We start from the raw sequence: 18,197 nt of genomic DNA, 5'->3' as shown, positions 1-18,197 counted from the left end.
ACAGATAAAAACAGTGCCCAATGTAGGCAGTCACATCGCTCTGTGCTGTGGCCTTTTGGTAGGCAGCACAGAGAGTTTTTGTACTTACCTTAATACAATCATGAGCTTATAGGTGCAATATGCCGGTCACTGTCAAGACTCAGACTCGCTCAGCGACCAGCTCTCTAAGGTTGATTCAATCAGAATTTAGTCAGTATAGGCTGTATGATAAGACGCTTATGCCTGATGCTGATGCCCATACACTTCATTTCATAAAAAACGCCCGTACGTCTTGTGTTCATACTTCTGCTTCGACACACTCGCACTTCATGTCTTCTAAATCTCAAACAGGCTTTACACTGGTCGAAATCGTGGTAGTGGTGGTCATTTTGTCGATATTCGCTGGCATGATGAGCCTATCTGTGGGCAGTAGTGAAGCACGTAAAAACCGCGCGTTTTATGAGCATCTGACCGACTCACTCAGCTATGTACGGTTATTGTCCGCTGAGCGTATGCAGCCGATGGGTCTTAGTCTGCAGGCCGATAAGCGCGGTCAGGTGACGCCTGTGATTGTGACCTTGTCCAATCCCTATGCCGCGTATCAGGCAGCGAGCGTCTCAGCAGATAGCAATGATAGCATACCCAAAAATGCCATGGAGCTGTCAGCAGAGTTGTCTACCATGAGCGGTGGTTCTGATGAAGCCTTGCCAACGCCAAGCTGGAAGCCTGAGACGGAGGTGACGCTGCCCGAGCTGCCATCTGGTGTTCATATCAGGGTGCAGAGCTTGGCGGCTGTAGAGGTATCAAGCGCTCAGCAAGCTCAGACATTGCAGCCTTGGTTTGTCGGTCAGATGGTGCCGCAGGTGGTTTGGTTTGGTACAGGGCAGGCCACGCCGGTGACCATCGAGGTGCTGCATGAGGCGCGGCTGGTAGGTGATGTGATCACGATTATGCCCGACGGTAGTATGATGATTGGACAAGGACAATAAGTGATGAGCCAACACACCAACGCTTATGATAAAGCTGCCTCATCACATTTAGAGCAGAGCCAGCGCGGCTTTACGTTGATAGAGGTGATGGTGGCGCTAGCAATTTTGGCCGTGGTTGCTGTTGCAGCCAGCCGCGCTAGTAGTGCTTATTTAAGCTCAGTCGACATACTGCGTACCCGTACACTGGCGCATTTTGTGGCACAAAACGCGGCGGCGGATTTACGTATTCAAGAGACGTGGCTGACGGCCAATCGCACCCAAACGATCAATGCCCAAGGCCGAGATTGGCAGGTGGTAATGACGGTCAATGAGGCGATCACGCCTGCGCTAAAAGAAGTAAATATATCAGTTGCGCCGATAGTAGATGGCCAAGCACGTACGGCTGTGACCGATATCAGTGTGATGCTAAGCAATAGTGAGCAAGACATCGGCAGCCTAGATTTAGCAGGTTTGGCCGCATCTGGCGGTGCGCCATGAGGCAGCAGCGGGGCTTTACTTTACTAGAGCTACTGCTAGCAATGGCGATATTTGCCATGCTCGCAGTCGCAGGGTGGCAAGTGTTTGACAGTGTCAGCAAGTCGCGTGAGCGTGCCCAGCGTCATGCAGATGATTTGGCAGTATTACAATACGCGTATTTGCAGTTGCAACAAGATATGGGGCAAGTCATTGCTTATCAGGCCAATGAAGCGTCAACGACTGACGACTTAACCAATAACAGCAGCACAGATCCGCAAGCAACACTTCCGCCGCCTCAGCCGTTTATGAGCGTGGATGGCGAGTCTGTCAGTTTTGTACGATTTGCCGATCCTGATCCACGCTATCAGAGTAGCGCTAGTGTGCAGCGGATCGCCTATGTGTTTGCTAACGATCAGCTAATTCGCCGTCAATATCATAGTATCCATAGTATGAATGGCGAGAGCACAAGCTTAGATAGTGTGCTATTAAAAGGCGTGAGTGCAGGACGCTGGCAGGCATTAATGCCAGAGCCAAGCGATCAGTTCCCTAATACAGAGGGTGGGCGCTTGGGGACATCGGCAAATCAAACGAGCCGCGTAGCCAATACAGCCAATACTCAGGCCAAAATCACTCTTTTGCCAAAAGGTGTGGCGGTGAGCTTTACTTATCAAGACATGCCACTCACGTGGCAATGGGCGCTCGCTCCTAAGTCGCTAGCTGTTGATAGCTTTAAAACAGCAAATACAGTTAATTATGGTAACAGCAATAACAACAGCAACAACAGTAACAATGATGATAATGGCGGTGCCCAAAACGATGATGCAGGGGGCGGTGTCTAAATGCATCCTTTATTCGATACTAGAGGGCAGTTATGTCGATGACAGCGAACTCACAGCGCGGGGTTGCCTTATTGACGATATTGCTACTGGTGGTCAGCATCACCGTCGTGGCAGGTGCCATGCTGGCCAGTCAAAAGATTGCCATTAGACGCAGTGGGTTATTGTTTGAGCAAAACCAGCTTTTACAAGACATCCATGCTGGTCAACAGCTGGCCGTGACGCTGATTCGCGCTGATAATACGCTAAATGAGACCGATAGTGAGCAAGATATTTGGGCGCAGCCGATCCCGCCGTATACCTTGGATGGGCACAATATTAGCATCGAGGTGCGTGATGAAGCCAGTCGATTTAATATCAATAACTTATATCATGACGGCGCAGTGGATGGCACCGCATTGGCGGTATTTCAGAGGTTGCTGGTACAGCTAAATTTGGCACCAGAGATTGCTATAGCTGTGCTTGACTACCAAGATAGTGACAGCACGGTTTATCAAGATGGCGGTGATGAAGGTGTGGTCTATGAACAGCAATCGAGGGGCGCGGCCAGCACACTGCCCAATCAGCCATTTGTCAGTGTGGAGCAGCTACAAGATATCGAAAAGGTCAGCACTGAGGATTTAGCAGCACTACGTCCTTATATCACTGCAGTGCCTTATTATTTGCCTATCAATATCAATACTGCCAGTCCAGTTTTGCTCGCTGCCCTGACAGAAACGGCTGATCGTCAGCAGATGCAGGCGCTGGTCGATATGCGCGGCCAGCAAGCATTAGCGGCGATTGATGCGCTGTGGCAACTACCAGCGCTTGGTACGGTGAGCGCTGACGAGCGCCAAGCGTTGACTCCGCTGCTTGCTACTGAAAGCCAAGCATTTGTGGCGCTGATCACGGCCGCTGATACTGGTGCCGCAAAACAACGCTTTGCCACCATACTGATCAGCAAAACGCCTGCCAATGCCGCAAACAGTAGTGGCGGCAACAATGAGAGCGTCGCGAGTGAGACTAATAAAACCGCTCAGCATATTCAGGTGGTGGCACAGCGCTTGTGGGCCTTTAGACCCAGCTTTTAAGCTGTAGAGCCGCTAATCTTTTAAACGAGTCTCTTCGCTTGATTTCCAGTTGTACGCACCATAAAACAGCATCTGTGCTTGCCGAGTACAGTTATGGAGCATCAGTTGTTTGTTTTTTTCGACTTCGTTTAGATCGATCTCGTCATCATGATCTTCGGTGTAAGTCAGCTCCAACCAATCGATGATCCAAGAAAAAAACATATTGATGCCAGCTTCAGCCAGTAGCCGTCGATCATAAGCATTGATGTGAGTAAAGGCTGGCTGCAACGCTAAGTCATCTGCTAAGTTTTGCGTGTGGTTTTTGACCAGATCGCTGATGGCTTTGCGCACCGCATCAGAGCCGCCATAGCGCTCACTGACCAAAAACTGCCAATAATACGGCTGATCGCTGACCATATACAAAAACAGCTGGATACTTTTGGCGATTTGCCGATCAAAACTGCGCTTACGGCCAATCTGCAGGCTATTACTCAGTATAGCGAGTGTACTGCCTAGCTCCTCAATCACTAAGGCTCGACCAAGCGATTCCATATCGTCAAAATGCCGATAAAATGCCGTCGGTACCACGCCCACCTCACGGGTGACCTGCCGAAGGCTAATAGAGCTAAAGGCTTGTCCAGTCATACATAAATCGAGCACCGCATTAAAAAAAGCGTGCCGAGTTTGAAGTTTTTTTTGTTCGCGACTACTCATAGTATTTCAAAAGTTATCCAGTAAAGGGTTATCATACGCATTTTAGCGCACAAATACGACCAAAATACGCAACGACTGTTAACTCAATAGTCGCTATATCGCACCCACTCATTTTGTTTATCGCGGTTTTTCAAATGGACGCGTCTTATACCACCGTCCCCCAATGCCCCTGCAACTCTTGCGCCAGTCGATAGGCCTCATGATCATTCATACCCGTAATAAAGTCTAGAATGCTTAAAATATTATGATAAATATTGTCTGATAACGTACGGCGCTGCTCATCTAAGTGCGGCTGTAGCAGCTTTAGCAAACGCTCCTGCTCAAAAGACATAGGCTGCACGGCGCTTATGATCGTACTCCCCGTCCACGCCAGCGGCATAAAGGCATCTAAAAGACGATGCAGGCATTGATTGGCCATCAGCTCCATACGTACTTTACTTGGATGGTTAAATATCTGCTCACGCGCCAGCTGTTTGGCTTGATGGATGCCGCTTTGTACGCTGGTATCACAGTGGGCAAACAGGCTATCGCTAAGGGTTCCGGCCAGTAACGCGTCATCATTGGCAACAAAAGCATCCGTCACGGTATTGACCAAACGCATCATCGCCCGCGCGCGCAGTGATGCCAGACTTTGCCTGACAGACATATGAGCAGGTAACTCGATGGTACAAGGTCGCTCACCGATCAGCTCATAAAAGATCGCCGCCACATCTTGATAGGTCAGCATATTTAGATTGATGCCGTCTTCTAAATCAATCAATGCGTAACAAATATCATCCGCCGCCTCTAATAGATACGCCAGTGGATGACGGGCAAAACCGTCATGCTGCTTGGAGCGCGGCAGATTTAAACACGATGCTAAGGTTTCTAGCTGCGCCGCTTCACTATAAAAGCAGCCAAATTTTTGTACTTTTTTGGCTTGCGATGGACAGGCTTGTAAGGTGGCAGCAGGGCGCTGCGGATAGGTAAGTTGTGAGCTGTCATTGCTGTGGGTGGCCAGCCAAGGATATTTCATAAAAGCGCCCAAGGTTGCGCAAGTCAAACGCATGCCGCCTTTATCAGGATGATGCTCGTTACGTGCGAGCAAACGAAACCCTTGCGCGTTACCTTCGTAGGCCAATAAATCCAACTGCTCAGAGGAGGATAAATGCTGCAAAACCGCCTGCCGCTCAGGATGGGCAAACCAGTCGCGAATGGCGTACTCACCTGCGTGCCCAAATGGCGGGTTGCCGATATCGTGGGCCAAACATGCCGCTTGCACGATGACGCCGACATCAGCAGGCGAGACCCCAGCGGGCAGACCGTGGGACAGCTTATCATGGAGCTTTTCTGCTGCCATCATACCCAAAGAGCGCCCGATACAAGAGACTTCAAGAGAGTGAGTCAGACGGGTATGAATACCCAGCTGATTGCTCAAGGGATGTACTTGAGTCTTTTGATTGAGCTGACGAAAAGAGTGCGAAAATACCAGCCTGTCATAGTCTTTATGAAACTGAGAGCGAGTGCTGGTATTGGCATTGGGTTTTTTATGAGCGCCGAGGCGCTGAGCGTTTAGAAGATGAGACCATTGGGTGGTGGCAGACGACAAAGACATAGAGGTGCCTAGCATATAAAAATATCCGAAACCAAGGGAGCCTCTAGCATAGCAAAATAGCATCCTTGGTACAGCTGCTACTTAGTACCGCTTTCGTACCACCGCTCAGCGTGATGATCATTAGGCTGTATGGCAGTTAAAAAGTATCTGCTCATCGCTGATGGCGACCTCATCATCTAAGGTTTTGCTCAGTAGTATCGCCTCATCATCACTGACTTGCCAGATGATGCCATGGCGGTCATCAAGACCGATATCGCTCATATAGGTTTGTTGGTCATTGCTCTCAGCGCTGGCGGCCAAGTCGTATTCGATACCATCGATGAGCAAATGCGCTGTCTGCGGTGTACTGTCGCTATGATAAGAAACGCCAATAGTAGCAGTAGGCTCACAAGAGAAAGTAGTGCTGTTGCTGGTATGAGCTGCATGATCGTGACCTGCGTGCGCATGTTCCTCGTGACTATGACCTTCATGACTGTGATCTTCATGATTATTAGGCCCTTCATGACCATGTTCCATATCACTATGCTCTTCGTAGCCGTGCTTTTCATGCTCTTTATTGTCATGAATTTCATGATCTTGTTCATGATCGGCGTGATTATCTACTGGTGCTTCTTTAGATACCGCTGTATCGGTATCGTTGTTTGGCTGACAGCCCAATAAAGAGCCTGCCATCACACTTCCTAATATAGTAATACCTGCAAGTCTAGAACAATAATTATTCACAGTATGAGCCCTCAAATAAGCGAAAAAAAGATATGTTATAATATAACAATATGGCGATAAAATAAAGCCAATGATGGAGAATATCCAACATCGGCCAATTAATTTTAAACAAGCTATAGTCGATACACTTTAAAAATGTCATAGCGCTACTGGGATGCTGTTTTCAAATGTAGGTTGCGCAGCCTCTGGGAACGCAGCACGCAAGTAAAATTTATACCAGTAGCGCGTTTAAATCCATAACAGTTTTACATTCAGCTAACTATATACTATTGAAAGTTACACGTTAAATCTAAAGTGCATCACATCGCCGTCTTGGACGATATAAGTCTTGCCTTCTAGGCGAGATTTACCAGCGGCTGCAGCGCCTTTTTCGCCGTTATACTCGATAAAGTCGTCATAAGCGATGACCTCAGCACGAATAAAGCCGCGCTCAAAATCGGTATGAATAACGCCAGCTGCTTGCGGTGCAGTAGCGCCGACAGCGACCGTCCATGCGCGCACTTCTTTGACCCCAGCAGTAAAGTAGGTCTGCATATCAAGTAAGTCGTAACCTGCACGAATCACTTGATCAAGACCGGCTTCTTCCATGCCCATGTCTTCTAAAAAGTCTTTTTTGTCGTCTTCGTCGAGCTGCGCGATTTCAGATTCGATTTGGTTGCACAAAGCGATAACGATAGAGTCTTCGCCTGTGGCATAGTCACGCACCGCATCAAGATAAGGGTTGTTTTCAAAACCATCCTCGCTTACGTTGGCGATATACATGGTCGGTTTCAAAGTGATTAAACCATAGCTGCGGATCAGTTTTTGCTCATCTTTATCCAGACCTGCTGCGCGTGCTGCTTTGCCTTCAGCTAATAAAGGTTCGATTTTCTTAAACACCTCAAGCATGGCCTGCGCGTCTTTATCACCGCCTTTGGCTTTTTTGCTCTGGTTTTGAATAGCGCGCTCGACTGCTTCTAAGTCTGCGAGCGCCAGCTCTGTATTGATGGTTTCGATGTCATCAATAGGGCTGACGCGGCCGTCGACGTGGACGACGTTGTCATCGTCGAAACAGCGTACCACATGTGCAATCGCGTCGGTCTCACGGATATTGGCCAAAAACTGGTTGCCCATGCCTTCGCCTTTTGAGGCTCCTGCGACCAAACCTGCGATATCGACAAACTCCATGGTCGTAGGTAGCACGCGCTCAGGATTGACGATATCGGCCAGTTTTTTGAGACGAGGATCTGGCACAGGGACGATGCCAGTATTGGGGTCTTTGGTACAAAACGGAAAGTTTTCAGCAGCGATGCCCGCTTTGGTCAACGCATTAAATAAGGTGGATTTGCCCACGTTTGGTAGGCCGACGATGCCGCAATTAAAACCCATAATGCTCTCTCGATAGTATTATAAAATAAGGTCGGCCGATGCTCGATGAAAGCGCCAGCCAAAATTGGGCATATTGTAGCAAATTTTCCGAGGATAAGGGTGAGGTTGTTGCGGTGTATTTGGACTCAAATATCTATCGCAAAACTGGTCTTAGTACTGACATCAAAATATACATATGACGATGCCCTCGTTATGGGCGCTCTTATGAGCTATCGCCACGTGTGATTTTCGCGTAGGTGCGCCGCAATATCAGGCGAGTGGGGTACTTGCGGGCTTTATTTTTAATAAAATGGCTTGTTATTCCTGAAGAAAATACCTTTGTTAAAAACGTATAACCAAAAGTATTTTTCGGCGAAAAAATCCGTTAAATATGGGTTTATTAATTATTAGGTTCGCGTTATTATCACCCCCTGATATGCAAGACTCTACTACCTGTTAGGAAAGGATATTCTATGCGCTATGAGGTTATTGTTATTGGTGCTGGCATGGTTGGCACCTCAATTGCGTGGCATCTACAAAAAAATAATTCGCAAGTACTGTTACTAGATAAAAAACTCCCAGGGTCAGAGACCTCTTATGGAAATGCTGGCTTGATCCAGCGTGAAGCCATCCATACTCATCCTTTCCCGCGTCAGCTGACAGAGATGATTCGCGTACTGCCCAACCAAGGTACTGATATCCGTTATCGGATACCGGCTCTCTTGCGTTATCATCAAGCCTTGCTGCAATACTGGAAGTACTCGGCGCCAGCCACGGTTAAAAAAATCGAAGCTGAATGGCAGACGCTGATTGCACATTGTACCAGCGAGCATCAAACCATGATTTCGGCATCTGGTGCCGATGAGCTGATCACGCGTGATGGATGGTTGCAGCTGCATCGCTCTGAAGATACCTTTAAAGAGGCGATTGAATCAGCCATTGCAGCTCGTGAGCAGGGCGTCGAGCACAACGTATTGAGTCTTGCAGAGTTGAAAGCGATGGAGCCGAGTGCCAATTTTGATGGGTTTGTGGGCGCGATTCATTGGCTCAACTCGTGGCAAGTTTCAAACCCAAGCGCCTTGGTCAAAGCTTACGCCAAAAACTTCGAAGAGATGCAAGGGACGATCAAAGAAAGTGACGTAAAAGAAATCGTCAAAGAAGGTGAAGGCTGGAAAATCATCACGGATAAAGAGACCTACCATAGTGATAAGCTGGTCATCGCCGCCGGCCCTTGGTCAAACGACTTGATCAAACCATTGGGTTATAACCTGCCGTTGTTCCCGATGCGCGGCTACCATCAGCACTTTAAAGTGACGGACAAAAACACCATCCATCACAGTATGTTTGATATGGACAAAGGCTTTGTCATGGGACCGATGCAGCAAGGTATTCGCATCACCACCGGTGCTGAGATGACCACCATGAACGCGCCAAAAAACTTCGGTCAATTACAGACCGTCCTAAAATTCGCGCGCAAAATTCTACCGCTAGATGACGCTGTCGAGAGCGAAGCGTGGGCAGGCTCGCGCCCTTGTATGCCAGATATGAAGCCGGTCATTGGTCCTGCACCTAAGCATGACAAGCTCTGGTTTGCCTTTGGTCACAGCCATCAAGGCTTTACTTTGGGGCCGATGACAGGGCGCATCGTAGAAGAGATGATTCATGATAAGCCGCTATTGGTCGATATCACCCCATTTAGCGCTCAGCGTTTTTCTAGCTAGGCGTTAGAGCAGCTTATCGGACAAATGCAACTTAACTTTCGTTAGATATTAAGGATAAAATACGATGAAAAAGTTACACAGCAATCAGCGTATGAGTAAAATCGTGGTACACAACCAGACCGTTTATCTGTGCGGTCAGGTGGGTAACGCAGAAGACGACATCAAAGCCCAAACCCTCACTTGCCTAGAAAAAATCCAAGCATTGCTCGAAGAGGTTGGTAGCGATAAATCAAAGCTACTCTCAGTGACCGTTTGGATTAAAGACATGGCAGACTTTGCTGCGATGAATGAAGTATGGGATAAGTGGTTTGAAGGCATACAGCCACCAGCGCGTGCTTGCGGCGAGTCTGCACTGGCGCGTCCTGAGCTACTCGTCGAGATGATTGCCACTGCCGCAGAGTAACTTAGCGTTACTACGAGCGCAGCGCTGCTATGAGTATGCAGTCAGAGCCAAACAAAAAGGACATGATAGCGATATCGTGTCCTTTTTCATTGGTATTTTTTATTAGTATTGTCCTTTGGCTTCTTGCTGTTAGCTTTTTTGTCATTACTCTACTGCGGTTTATAAATGCTAAATTAAGCCCCATATCATAAAAATCATATACAACAAAAAAGAGTCTTATGATTTTTATCAGCCATACCATGCGTCTGAGCGATAGCGACGTGGAGATGCATGCCATTCGTGCGCAAGGGGCAGGCGGACAAAACGTCAATAAAGTCGCCTCGGCCATTCACCTGCGCTTTGATATCAATGCCTCAAGCTTAAGCGAGGAGCACAAACAGCGCTTATTAAACAGTAAAGACAGCCGTGTCACCAAAGATGGTATCTTTGTATTAAAAGCGCAGCAGTACCGTACGCAGGAGCGCAATAAGATAGATGCGCTTGAGCGCCTCAAAGCCTTTATTTTGCAATCCACGAAAACGCTGCCGACACGTAAACCGACCAAACCCAGCAAAAGTGCTAAGCGTAAACGGGTCGATCAAAAGACGCAGCGCGGCAAAATAAAAGCGTTACGCGGCAAGGTGGATTTTTAATCACATGTTTAGTCATGCGTTCTGGCGCGTGAGTCTTATCGTCCCGTCCATACAGCATCGCGCTTTTCGATAAACGCATCAATGCCCTCGCGCACGTCATCTGCCATCATATTGCAGCTCATCACTTTGCCTGCATAGTCATAGGCGTCTGCCAAGTCCATCTCCAACTGCTGATAAAACATATCCTTGCCAGTTTTGAGCGCGACAGAAGATTTGGCAGTGATGCTATCGATTAAAGAGTGTAGGCTGGCCGCCAACTGATCCGCTGGCGCGACACGGTTAATAAGCCCTTGCTGCAAGGCGGTACGGGCATCGATAAATTCACCGGTGATGAGCATCTCAAACGCTTGCTTGCGAGAGAGGTTGCGACTGACAGCGACAGCCGGCGTCGAGCAAAACAACCCGACGTTGATGCCAGAGGTGGCAAACTTGGCTTCATCAGCCGCCACGGCGAGATCGCAAGCGGCGACCAGCTGACAGCCTGCGGCAGTGGCGATGCCCTGTACCTTGGCAATCACGACTTGCGGCATCTGGTTGATGGTCAGCATCATCTGGCTGCATTGTTTAAATAAAGCACTGTGAAATGCTTCATCCGAGTGGGCGCGCATCTCTTTTAGATTGTGACCTGCAGAAAATGCCTTGCCAGCCGCCGCGATGACGACCACACGGATATTGCTGTCTTGGGCGATATTGTCCAGCTCTGTCTGCATGGCGGTGAGCATATCGCTTGATAGCGCATTGAATTGTTTGGGGCGATTGAGAGTAAGCGTGACGACGCCGTTTGCCTCTTTATGGTTTTCTCTGATAATGAACGGTTCATTGGCCTCAGGCGTAGGCGTATGGGTGTTGTACATTTATCTTCCTTGATAATGGGACATAAACCCAAATGATAGCATGGCTTATCAGTGATATAACAGCTGACCTGTGTTGAATATCCGTTTTGACTTCCTCCCCGACCTAAAGAAACGGGGATTCCTACTAAAGACGGTCAAGCCCGACCGCGAGAATATTTTTTGCTCCATTAACATCTCTATTATGGGTCGTTTTACAAGAACGACAAAACCACTCTCACTCTCTTATACCAAGCGCTGTTTAGTAGTGGTTGGCTATTGGTGGCAGGCGCGCTCGTTATTTACTTGTTTCCGAGCACTGTGCAGCAGATTGGTTTGAGCCAATGGATAGTAGCGCTGATATTGGCGCTGCTGGCGACAGACTATATGCGCCGCTTATTACGTAGGCATTTAGATGGCTATACGGGCGATGGGCTAGGGGCGACGCAGCAGGTAAGTGAAATCGCCATATATGCGGGGCTGGCTGCTTCTATACCTTTTGTCTGAAGTATATAGTCAGTCCTAAATGAAAAAAGTACAAGTATTATGACGCGCTACTGGTATAAATTTTCCTTGCTTGCTCACTTTGCGCCTAATGGTGGCGAGAGCTTGCAGCAGCTATTTGAGCGTGTGGAGAACTGGTTAAATGACATGGCTGCGCAAAATAGTGGCCAAAAACCAGTATTAGCAGTCGGTCATGCGGGCTGGATAACTGCTGCCAAGATGATTGATCCTGGACAAAATATACCGAAGATAGCAGCAGATTGGCCAGCTTCAGTGGCGTACGGGGGAGCGCCAAGCCTTGCCTTTTCTTTTTTGAGTGTGTTTTCAATGCCAGCTTCCATGATAATACATTTGAAAATATACCCTAATGACATGCTCTAATAAAAAGGCTCATAGCAAAAAACTGGCCATGTGTAATGACCAGTTTATTTTATCTTCTGCAGCGATGGACAAAGGCTTTTGCATCATTTAAGCAATCTTATCAAACCATGCTTTGTTATTATCAGGCGTCATAGAATCGAAGCTGACATAAATACCTCTTTCATCTAGTGTGGCATACTAGTGATCGTCATTACTGCCAGTTAGCAGTTGAAAATACTTATTATTTACAATTCTACCGACAGTATAAACCTCACCTTCTGCATAAAACTTATTACCTTGGATACATAACAATTTATCATTGGTATTTATCACATGACTGTCTAATGTTTTATCGTTCAACGTATCGTTATTTGGCATACTATTCGTCATACCCTATTAACAAATGAGAGGGTTATAGCATAACAGTCAGATAACTAAATATATAGAGGGTTTTATAGAGGTTATCTTATCATTAAGTATAAGATATTTAAGGGTTTATTGCAGATAGTTGCTAGAGTATATCATCGGGTCGCAACAAACAAGTCAAACGAGATTAGCAGCGATCAGGAATAAAAAAAGCCAGCAACATGATGTCACTGGCTTTTTTAGACTGCTACAAAGGCTTACTCTTCTGAGTAATCTTCGTTGTCGTCTTCTACATCGTCAGCTGCGTCTTCATTGTCGCCATCTTCAGATAAGATAGTAACCAAGATGCTAGCAGTCACGTCATGGTGTAGCTGAATATCAACATTGTATTCGCCCACTTGACGTAGAGTGCCTTCAGGTAGCTTGATTTCAGCACGGTCTACTTCTAGACCTGAGTTAGTCAATGCTTCAGCGATATCGCGAGTACCGATAGAGCCAAATAGCTTGCCTTCGTCACCTGATTTAGCACGCATGATGACATTAACGTCAGTTAATGCGTCAGCACGCTCTTGAGCAGTAGCGATTTCTTTAGCTTCTTCAGCTTCAAGCTCAGCACGACGTGCTTCGAACTTTTCAATGTTAGCTTTGGTCGCAGGTAGCGCTTTGCCCTGAGGGATAAGAAAGTTACGACCGTAACCTGGTTTTACATCGACAGTTTCACCGAGTTTACCAAGGTTGACGATACGCTGTAACAAAATAATTTGCATGAGTCATTCCTAGTTAACGGTTAAATTACTGATGGTTGTCAGTATACGGAAGTAGTGAAAGGTAACGAGCTTGCTTGATAGCAGTGGCTAGTTGACGCTGATACTTAGTAGACGTACCGGTAATACGGCTTGGTACGATTTTACCATTATCACTGATGTACTGTTTTAGCAATTCAACATCTTTATAGTCGATGTGAGTGATGCCTTCAGCAGTGAAACGGCAGAATTTGCGACGGCGATAGAAACGTGCCATGAGTATTCTCCTTTAATTAGTCTTCACTGTTGTCGTTGTCGTCGTTTTCACGATTGTCTGGACGACGAGTAGTTGCTTTGCGTGCGCGTTTTTCATCGGCATTCTTGGCTAACTGCGACTCTTCAGTGACAGCTTCGTCACGGCGCATAACTAGACTACGAATGATCGCGTCGTTATAGCGGAATAATTCTTCAAGTTCAGCTAAAGTATCACCGTCAGTTTCGATGTTGAAAAGAACGTAGTGAGCTTTGTGAATCTTGTTGATTGGATAAGCCAATTGACGGCGGCCCCAATCTTCAAGGCGATGGATAGCACCACCGTTGTCTTGAACCAACTTGATATAGCGTTCAACCATGCCGACCACTTGGTCGCTTTGGTCTGGGTGTACAAGTAACACCAGTTCGTAATGTCGCATTATGACTCCTTACGGATTAGTAGCTATTGACCCTATGTCAATAGCAAGGAGATTTATAAGGTAAACCCAACGCCCAGTTTTATAAAATCCTATTTATAAAAATAGTTCTTATAAAATCTTGGAGATAAGCTTAGTTTATAAAGCGCCGTATTATAACAGTAGTGAGTGGCTAATACAAAGGTTAATCACTCACGCATTGCCGGTAATACTAAAAAAGCCACGATCATACGCTGCTTTTTCAGTATTTAAAGATGTATTTAAGGATAAATTTAGAGATCGAGCTTGTTATTTATCGGTTGATTATTTCAGAGTTGGCTTTTTTGTCAGCTGACTGCTGTCGGCTTTGACCACCAACGTCTTAGCCAGTTTATCATGCCAACCGATGTTTTCAGGGCTTTTGGAGGCCATGTAATAATGAACGGCGACAACGACAAATCCTAAAAAGCTGGTAAACGAAAATAGCAAATTATAAATAATAAACAGCAGTAATGTACGCATACCGATGAGCTTGGTAAATGAGGGCAGGTGATGAGTGGTTTGATCGACCACACGAATACCAGTAATTAGCTTACCCAGTGACTGCCCGCGTAATGCGATAAATACCAGTTGCAATACAAATAGGCCGAACACCATGATTTGCGACATCATCAATGTGCTACTAGGTAGGCTCTCCATCAATGTCATTGAGTACTGGTACGCGGCGTCCATATCTTGGATGTTTTGAAACTTACTATAGTCGACATCCATTTTGGTCAGTGCCATCACCAGCGGCAATATCGCCAGCAGATATAGCAGTCCATTGATGGCGGTCGCTAAGACCCGTGACATAATTGGCGCTAATACGACGTCGCCAATGACTTTGTCTTGGTTAGTGGCAGCTTTATTCAGCTGGGTTTTGTTTAATGAGACGTTGTGATGCGGGGTGTGGTGACGATTGGTCGTCATGTCGACCTTGGTATTATTCGCCGTATCTTTACGCTCAGGCTTGCCATACAGTCTATCTAAAGACACAGGCTTGTCGGTTTGACTACCTGAGGCATTGTCTTCTGGAAAGATAGTGACGTTGTTAATGATAGAGTCATTGACCTCAGCGCCATTAGCCGGAGCGGGTGTATAGACCGTTTGGTTGTTGGTTAAGGTGCCGACACGTTGCCATTGTTCCAAGCCTTCATGCCACATCAGATCATCTAGCACCACTTCGCCAGATGCCAACATGATATTGAGCTGCTCCAAATTGTATGGACCAGCTTGTACGTTATTTCGAGCAAGAAAAATTTGCATAATTGCCTGCATAGTTAGTCAAATATTAAGTCACTGTTTTTAAGCTACTACTTGTCTCACATTATATTAGGGTCTATTTGAAAAAATCAAATAGACCCTAAAAGTAGTACTTGTAATGACTGTATCAATCACCGTCGTGACTTAATGTGACGGCTTATTTTTTGTCTTCACCAGCTAAGAAGAACCAAGTGTCTAGCACTGAGTCAGGGTTTAGTGACACAGAGCTGATGCCTTGTTCCATGAGCCAGAACGCAAGATCTGGATGGTCAGATGGACCTTGACCACAGATGCCGACGTATTTGTTTTGCTTACGGCAAGCTTCGATAGCCATGGTCAACAATTTCTTAACCGCAGGGTCGCGCTCATCAAATAGATGTGAGACGATACCAGAGTCACGGTCAAGACCGAGCGTTAGCTGAGTCAAGTCATTAGAGCCGATTGAGAAACCATCGAAATGCTCAAGGAATTCTTCTGCCAACAGAGCGTTGGTCGGTAGCTCACACATCATGATGACGCGTAGACCATTCTCGCCACGTTTTAGGCCATTTTTCTCAAGCAGTTCGATGACTTGACGTGCTTCGTCAGTGGTACGAACGAATGGAATCATGATCTCAACGTTGGTCAAGCCCATCTCGTCGCGGACACGTTTTAGTGCTTTACACTCAAGCTCAAAGCAGTCGCGGAAGTTGTCAGACACATAACGGCTGGCACCGCGGAAGCCTAGCATTGGGTTTTCTTCTGATGGCTCGTATAGCTTACCACCCAATAGGTTGGCATATTCGTTTGATTTAAAGTCAGACATACGAACGATGACAGGCTGGTCCATAAAGGCAACCGCTAGGGTTGAGATACCTTCGACCAATTTATCAACATAAAAATCGACAGGTGAGGCATAGCCTGCGATACGCTCATGAATGGCTTGTGAGATTTCACGTGGCAAGCTATTCATGTTTAGTAGCGCTTTTGGATGCACACCAATCATACGGTTGATAATAAACTCAAGACGGGCAAGGCCGATACCTTCATTTGGCATCTGGGTAAATGAGAAAGCGCGGTCTGGGTTGCCGACGTTCATCATCACTTTAAATGCTAGCTCTGGCATGGTCTCGACAGAGTTGGTTTGTACTTCAAAGTCGATCTGACCTTCGTAGATAAAGCCTGTGTCTCCTTCGGCACAAGAGGCGGTGATGTCTTGACCGTCGACCAATAGCTCAGTGGCGTTACCACAACCAACAATCGCTGGTACACCTAGCTCACGAGCAATGATAGCCGCGTGACAGGTACGGCCACCGCGGTTGGTGATGATTGCAGAGGCGCGTTTCATGACCGGTTCCCAATCTGGATCCGTCATGTCTGATACCAATATGTCGCCTTCTTCTACTTTGTCCATCTCGTTTAGGTTGGTGACGATGCGTACTTTACCTGAGCCGATACGCTGACCGATTGAACGACCTTCGCACAGTACTTTGGCATCAGTGGTATCGATGACATAACGCTCCATGACATTGCTGTCTTGGCGGCTTTTAACGGTCTCAGGGCGCGCCTGTACGATGAAGATTTCACCGCTGTCACCGTCTTTTGCCCACTCGATATCCATCGCTTGGCCATAATGCTGCTCGATGGTGACCGCTTGCTTGGCAAGTGAGGTTAGTTCTTCTGTGGTGAGTGAGAACTGCATGCGATCTTGTTTTTCAACATCAACGGTTTTCACTGATTTTGACGTGCTGCCTTCATCGCCATACACCATTTTCTTATGCTTGCTACCGAGGTTACGGCGAATAACGGCAGGCTTGCCATTGGCAAGTAATTTTTTAGAGATATAGAATTCGTCTGGGTTCACCGCGCCCTGTACGACCATTTCACCTAGGCCATAACTTGAGGTGATAAAGACCACTTGATCAAAGCCACTTTCGGTATCAATGGTAAACATCACGCCCGCGGCGCCTGTTTCTGAGCGTACCATACGCTGTACAGCAGCCGATAGTGCCACGCCTTCGTGCTCAAAACCTTTGTGCACGCGATAAGAGATGGCACGGTCGTTATACAAAGAGGCAAATACTTCTTTGATAGCGATTAGGACGTTATCAATACCGCGAATGTTCAAGAAAGTCTCTTGTTGACCAGCAAATGACGCATCTGGCAAATCTTCGGCAGTCGCAGAAGAGCGTACCGCAACCGCGATGTCTTCGCCGCCGCTCATGGCTTCGAACGCTTGACGTACTTCTTGCTCAAGGTCGCTTGGCAGCGCTTGCTCAATGATCCAAGTACGGATTTTTTTACCAGTGGCAGCAAGTTTGTTGACATCGTTGACGTCTAAGGCTTTTAGCTCGTTGTTGATCTTATCGAGCAATCCTGTTTCGGTCAAAAAACGATTGAACGCATTGGAAGTCGTCGCAAAACCGCCTGGAACACTAACGCCTAAATCAGATAGGTGGCTGATCATCTCGCCGAGTGAGGCGTTTTTACCACCGACCATATCGATGTCGTCTTTTCCTAACTGATCTAGATTGATTACAAGTGCTGTAGATTGCGCTGCCATGATAACTCCAGAAAATAAGGTTATTTAGTAAAGATTATAACGGTGAATTATACCGCTATATTTGTAGAATTTCGAGGGGTTTGACCAAAAAACTTGTTAAAAATACACAAATTGTCGGATTTGCTACACAGAGTAAGGCCGGTTTCTCGCTATCTTACTTGCAGCAAGATAAAAAAATATCAAGAGCGAACAGAATAATAGGTGACAGGTGGTTATAAAAAGCGCTTGCTGATAGACAGCGACGGCGGCAGAGACGCGCAGAGTAGAGTGGATTTGTAGGTGTACACCTGTAACATTGATTTCTATTCAGGGGCTAATATGCGTATAATGTAGCGCATAGATAGGTGGTGTAGATCGCTCAATAGATACGTTATATAAAGGTGGTCATCGTCTTTATTCCAAGCATAAAATGTGTGCTTGGCCGGCAAGAGGCGATAGT

Annotated in this window: 19 protein-coding genes and 1 pseudogene; 9 read left to right on the top strand and 11 right to left on the bottom strand. The window is 46.9% G+C overall.

Features of this window, described 5'->3' with window-relative positions; translation table 11 throughout:
- Positions 1-308 precede the first annotated feature (308 nt).
- From ACNFVB_RS08860 to gspK, 4 genes are read left to right on the top strand one after another with little or no spacing between them, the layout of a single operon-like run.
- Positions 309-968 carry a prepilin-type N-terminal cleavage/methylation domain-containing protein gene (locus ACNFVB_RS08860; RefSeq protein WP_430737250.1) on the top strand — a complete coding sequence of 220 codons (660 nt, stop codon included), beginning with the start codon at positions 309-311 and terminating at the stop codon, positions 966-968.
- A 3-nt stretch (positions 969-971) separates the two neighbouring features.
- The gene (gene gspI, locus ACNFVB_RS08855) at positions 972-1,445 is read left to right on the top strand and encodes a type II secretion system minor pseudopilin GspI (RefSeq protein WP_105246274.1); all 474 of its coding nucleotides are present in this window, start codon (positions 972-974) and stop codon (positions 1,443-1,445) included.
- The gene (gene gspJ / locus ACNFVB_RS08850; RefSeq protein WP_430737249.1) at positions 1,442-2,263 is read left to right on the top strand and encodes a type II secretion system minor pseudopilin GspJ; all 822 of its coding nucleotides are present in this window, start codon (positions 1,442-1,444) and stop codon (positions 2,261-2,263) included. Before gspI ends, gspJ begins: the two co-directional genes overlap by 4 nt.
- A gap of 38 nt (positions 2,264-2,301) precedes the next feature.
- Complete coding sequence (gene gspK / locus ACNFVB_RS08845) at positions 2,302-3,330, top strand: type II secretion system minor pseudopilin GspK (protein WP_430737248.1); 1,029 nt, start codon at positions 2,302-2,304, stop codon at positions 3,328-3,330.
- Between the two features lie 12 nt (positions 3,331-3,342).
- On the opposite strand, the gene ACNFVB_RS08840 is transcribed toward gspK, so the two are convergent.
- The 4 genes from ACNFVB_RS08840 to ychF form a co-directional block, all read right to left on the bottom strand.
- Positions 3,343-4,023, bottom strand: coding sequence for a TetR family transcriptional regulator (locus tag ACNFVB_RS08840; protein ID WP_430737247.1), 681 nt, complete (start codon positions 4,021-4,023; stop codon positions 3,343-3,345).
- Between the two features lie 145 nt (positions 4,024-4,168).
- The gene (locus ACNFVB_RS08835) at positions 4,169-5,617 is read right to left on the bottom strand and encodes a deoxyguanosinetriphosphate triphosphohydrolase (protein WP_430737246.1); all 1,449 of its coding nucleotides are present in this window, start codon (positions 5,615-5,617) and stop codon (positions 4,169-4,171) included.
- A gap of 120 nt (positions 5,618-5,737) precedes the next feature.
- Positions 5,738-6,289, bottom strand: coding sequence for a hypothetical protein (locus ACNFVB_RS08830; protein ID WP_430737245.1), 552 nt, complete (start codon positions 6,287-6,289; stop codon positions 5,738-5,740).
- A gap of 327 nt (positions 6,290-6,616) precedes the next feature.
- Positions 6,617-7,708: a redox-regulated ATPase YchF gene (ychF, locus tag ACNFVB_RS08825; protein WP_430737244.1), complete on the bottom strand. Its 1,092-nt coding sequence runs from the start codon at positions 7,706-7,708 to the stop codon at positions 6,617-6,619.
- A 452-nt stretch (positions 7,709-8,160) separates the two neighbouring features.
- Here ychF and ACNFVB_RS08820 point away from each other — a divergent pair, with 452 nt between their 5' ends.
- From ACNFVB_RS08820 to arfB, 3 genes are all read left to right on the top strand, one after another.
- Positions 8,161-9,408 (top strand): NAD(P)/FAD-dependent oxidoreductase, encoded by a 1,248-nt coding sequence (locus ACNFVB_RS08820; protein ID WP_430737243.1) that lies wholly within the window; start codon positions 8,161-8,163, stop codon positions 9,406-9,408.
- 64 nt (positions 9,409-9,472) lie between these two features.
- On the top strand, positions 9,473-9,811 hold the full coding sequence (locus tag ACNFVB_RS08815) for a RidA family protein (RefSeq protein ID WP_075101582.1): 339 nt from the start codon (positions 9,473-9,475) through the stop codon (positions 9,809-9,811).
- A 218-nt stretch (positions 9,812-10,029) separates the two neighbouring features.
- Positions 10,030-10,443, top strand: a complete 414-nt coding sequence (arfB, locus tag ACNFVB_RS08810; RefSeq protein WP_075101581.1) for an alternative ribosome rescue aminoacyl-tRNA hydrolase ArfB — start codon at positions 10,030-10,032, stop codon at positions 10,441-10,443.
- A gap of 35 nt (positions 10,444-10,478) precedes the next feature.
- On the opposite strand, the gene ACNFVB_RS08805 is transcribed toward arfB, so the two are convergent.
- Both ACNFVB_RS08805 and ACNFVB_RS08800 read right to left on the bottom strand, forming a co-directional pair.
- A complete protein-coding gene (locus tag ACNFVB_RS08805; protein ID WP_430737242.1) occupies positions 10,479-11,297 on the bottom strand; it encodes an enoyl-CoA hydratase in 819 nt (272 codons plus the stop codon).
- 127 nt (positions 11,298-11,424) lie between these two features.
- Positions 11,425-11,508 (bottom strand): annotated as a pseudogene (locus tag ACNFVB_RS08800) (zinc ribbon domain-containing protein); the annotation flags it as partial.
- Between the two features lie 47 nt (positions 11,509-11,555).
- Between ACNFVB_RS08800 and ACNFVB_RS08795 the strand changes: the two are divergent.
- Positions 11,556-11,780: an adenosylcobinamide-GDP ribazoletransferase gene (locus ACNFVB_RS08795; RefSeq protein ID WP_430737241.1), complete on the top strand. Its 225-nt coding sequence runs from the start codon at positions 11,556-11,558 to the stop codon at positions 11,778-11,780.
- Between the two features lie 39 nt (positions 11,781-11,819).
- Positions 11,820-12,158: a phosphoglycerate mutase family protein gene (locus ACNFVB_RS08790; RefSeq protein ID WP_430737240.1), complete on the top strand. Its 339-nt coding sequence runs from the start codon at positions 11,820-11,822 to the stop codon at positions 12,156-12,158.
- Between the two features lie 602 nt (positions 12,159-12,760).
- Here the strand turns inward: ACNFVB_RS08790 and rplI are convergent.
- The 5 genes from rplI to ppsA all read right to left on the bottom strand — a co-directional run bounded on the left by rplI (position 12,761) and on the right by ppsA (position 17,758).
- Complete coding sequence (rplI, locus tag ACNFVB_RS08785; RefSeq protein WP_075102155.1) at positions 12,761-13,270, bottom strand: 50S ribosomal protein L9; 510 nt, start codon at positions 13,268-13,270, stop codon at positions 12,761-12,763.
- 25 nt (positions 13,271-13,295) lie between these two features.
- Positions 13,296-13,523: a 30S ribosomal protein S18 gene (gene rpsR / locus ACNFVB_RS08780; protein ID WP_058368567.1), complete on the bottom strand. Its 228-nt coding sequence runs from the start codon at positions 13,521-13,523 to the stop codon at positions 13,296-13,298.
- 16 nt (positions 13,524-13,539) lie between these two features.
- Positions 13,540-13,938: a 30S ribosomal protein S6 gene (gene rpsF / locus ACNFVB_RS08775; RefSeq protein WP_075102154.1), complete on the bottom strand. Its 399-nt coding sequence runs from the start codon at positions 13,936-13,938 to the stop codon at positions 13,540-13,542.
- Positions 13,939-14,238: 300 nt separating this feature from the next.
- On the bottom strand, positions 14,239-15,219 hold the full coding sequence (locus ACNFVB_RS08770) for an RDD family protein (RefSeq protein ID WP_430737239.1): 981 nt from the start codon (positions 15,217-15,219) through the stop codon (positions 14,239-14,241).
- Positions 15,220-15,373: 154 nt separating this feature from the next.
- Positions 15,374-17,758, bottom strand: coding sequence for a phosphoenolpyruvate synthase (ppsA, locus tag ACNFVB_RS08765; RefSeq protein WP_430737238.1), 2,385 nt, complete (start codon positions 17,756-17,758; stop codon positions 15,374-15,376).
- Positions 17,759-18,197: the final 439 nt, after the last annotated feature.

This window comes from Psychrobacter sp. VH5 (genome assembly GCF_050572635.1).
GTDB classification, from domain to species: Bacteria; Pseudomonadota; Gammaproteobacteria; order Pseudomonadales; family Moraxellaceae; genus Psychrobacter; species Psychrobacter celer.
The sequence above is the reverse complement of the archived record's forward strand: the minus strand, read 5'-3'. Positions and strand labels throughout refer to the sequence as shown.

Excerpts from the sequence above, each read along its gene's own strand:
- arfB (WP_075101581.1), top strand. The coding sequence starts at position 10,030 with ATGATTTTTATCAGCCATACCATGCGTCTGAGCGATAGCGACGTGGAG.
- rpsF (WP_075102154.1), bottom strand. The coding sequence starts at position 13,938 with ATGCGACATTACGAACTGGTGTTACTTGTACACCCAGACCAAAGCGAC.
- ACNFVB_RS08805 (WP_430737242.1), bottom strand. The coding sequence starts at position 11,297 with ATGTACAACACCCATACGCCTACGCCTGAGGCCAATGAACCGTTCATT.
- ACNFVB_RS08815 (WP_075101582.1), top strand. The coding sequence starts at position 9,473 with ATGAAAAAGTTACACAGCAATCAGCGTATGAGTAAAATCGTGGTACAC.
- gspJ (WP_430737249.1), top strand. The coding sequence starts at position 1,442 with ATGAGGCAGCAGCGGGGCTTTACTTTACTAGAGCTACTGCTAGCAATG.
- ACNFVB_RS08840 (WP_430737247.1), bottom strand. The coding sequence starts at position 4,023 with ATGAGTAGTCGCGAACAAAAAAAACTTCAAACTCGGCACGCTTTTTTT.
- rpsR (WP_058368567.1), bottom strand. The coding sequence starts at position 13,523 with ATGGCACGTTTCTATCGCCGTCGCAAATTCTGCCGTTTCACTGCTGAA.
- ACNFVB_RS08835 (WP_430737246.1), bottom strand. The coding sequence starts at position 5,617 with ATGTCTTTGTCGTCTGCCACCACCCAATGGTCTCATCTTCTAAACGCT.
- ACNFVB_RS08820 (WP_430737243.1), top strand. The coding sequence starts at position 8,161 with ATGCGCTATGAGGTTATTGTTATTGGTGCTGGCATGGTTGGCACCTCA.
- gspK (WP_430737248.1), top strand. The coding sequence starts at position 2,302 with ATGACAGCGAACTCACAGCGCGGGGTTGCCTTATTGACGATATTGCTA.
- rplI (WP_075102155.1), bottom strand. The coding sequence starts at position 13,270 with ATGCAAATTATTTTGTTACAGCGTATCGTCAACCTTGGTAAACTCGGT.
- ppsA (WP_430737238.1), bottom strand. The coding sequence starts at position 17,758 with ATGGCAGCGCAATCTACAGCACTTGTAATCAATCTAGATCAGTTAGGA.
- gspI (WP_105246274.1), top strand. The coding sequence starts at position 972 with ATGAGCCAACACACCAACGCTTATGATAAAGCTGCCTCATCACATTTA.
- ychF (WP_430737244.1), bottom strand. The coding sequence starts at position 7,708 with ATGGGTTTTAATTGCGGCATCGTCGGCCTACCAAACGTGGGCAAATCC.
- ACNFVB_RS08770 (WP_430737239.1), bottom strand. The coding sequence starts at position 15,219 with ATGCAAATTTTTCTTGCTCGAAATAACGTACAAGCTGGTCCATACAAT.
- ACNFVB_RS08860 (WP_430737250.1), top strand. The coding sequence starts at position 309 with ATGTCTTCTAAATCTCAAACAGGCTTTACACTGGTCGAAATCGTGGTA.
- ACNFVB_RS08830 (WP_430737245.1), bottom strand. The coding sequence starts at position 6,289 with ATGGCAGGCTCTTTATTGGGCTGTCAGCCAAACAACGATACCGATACA.
- ACNFVB_RS08790 (WP_430737240.1), top strand. The coding sequence starts at position 11,820 with ATGACGCGCTACTGGTATAAATTTTCCTTGCTTGCTCACTTTGCGCCT.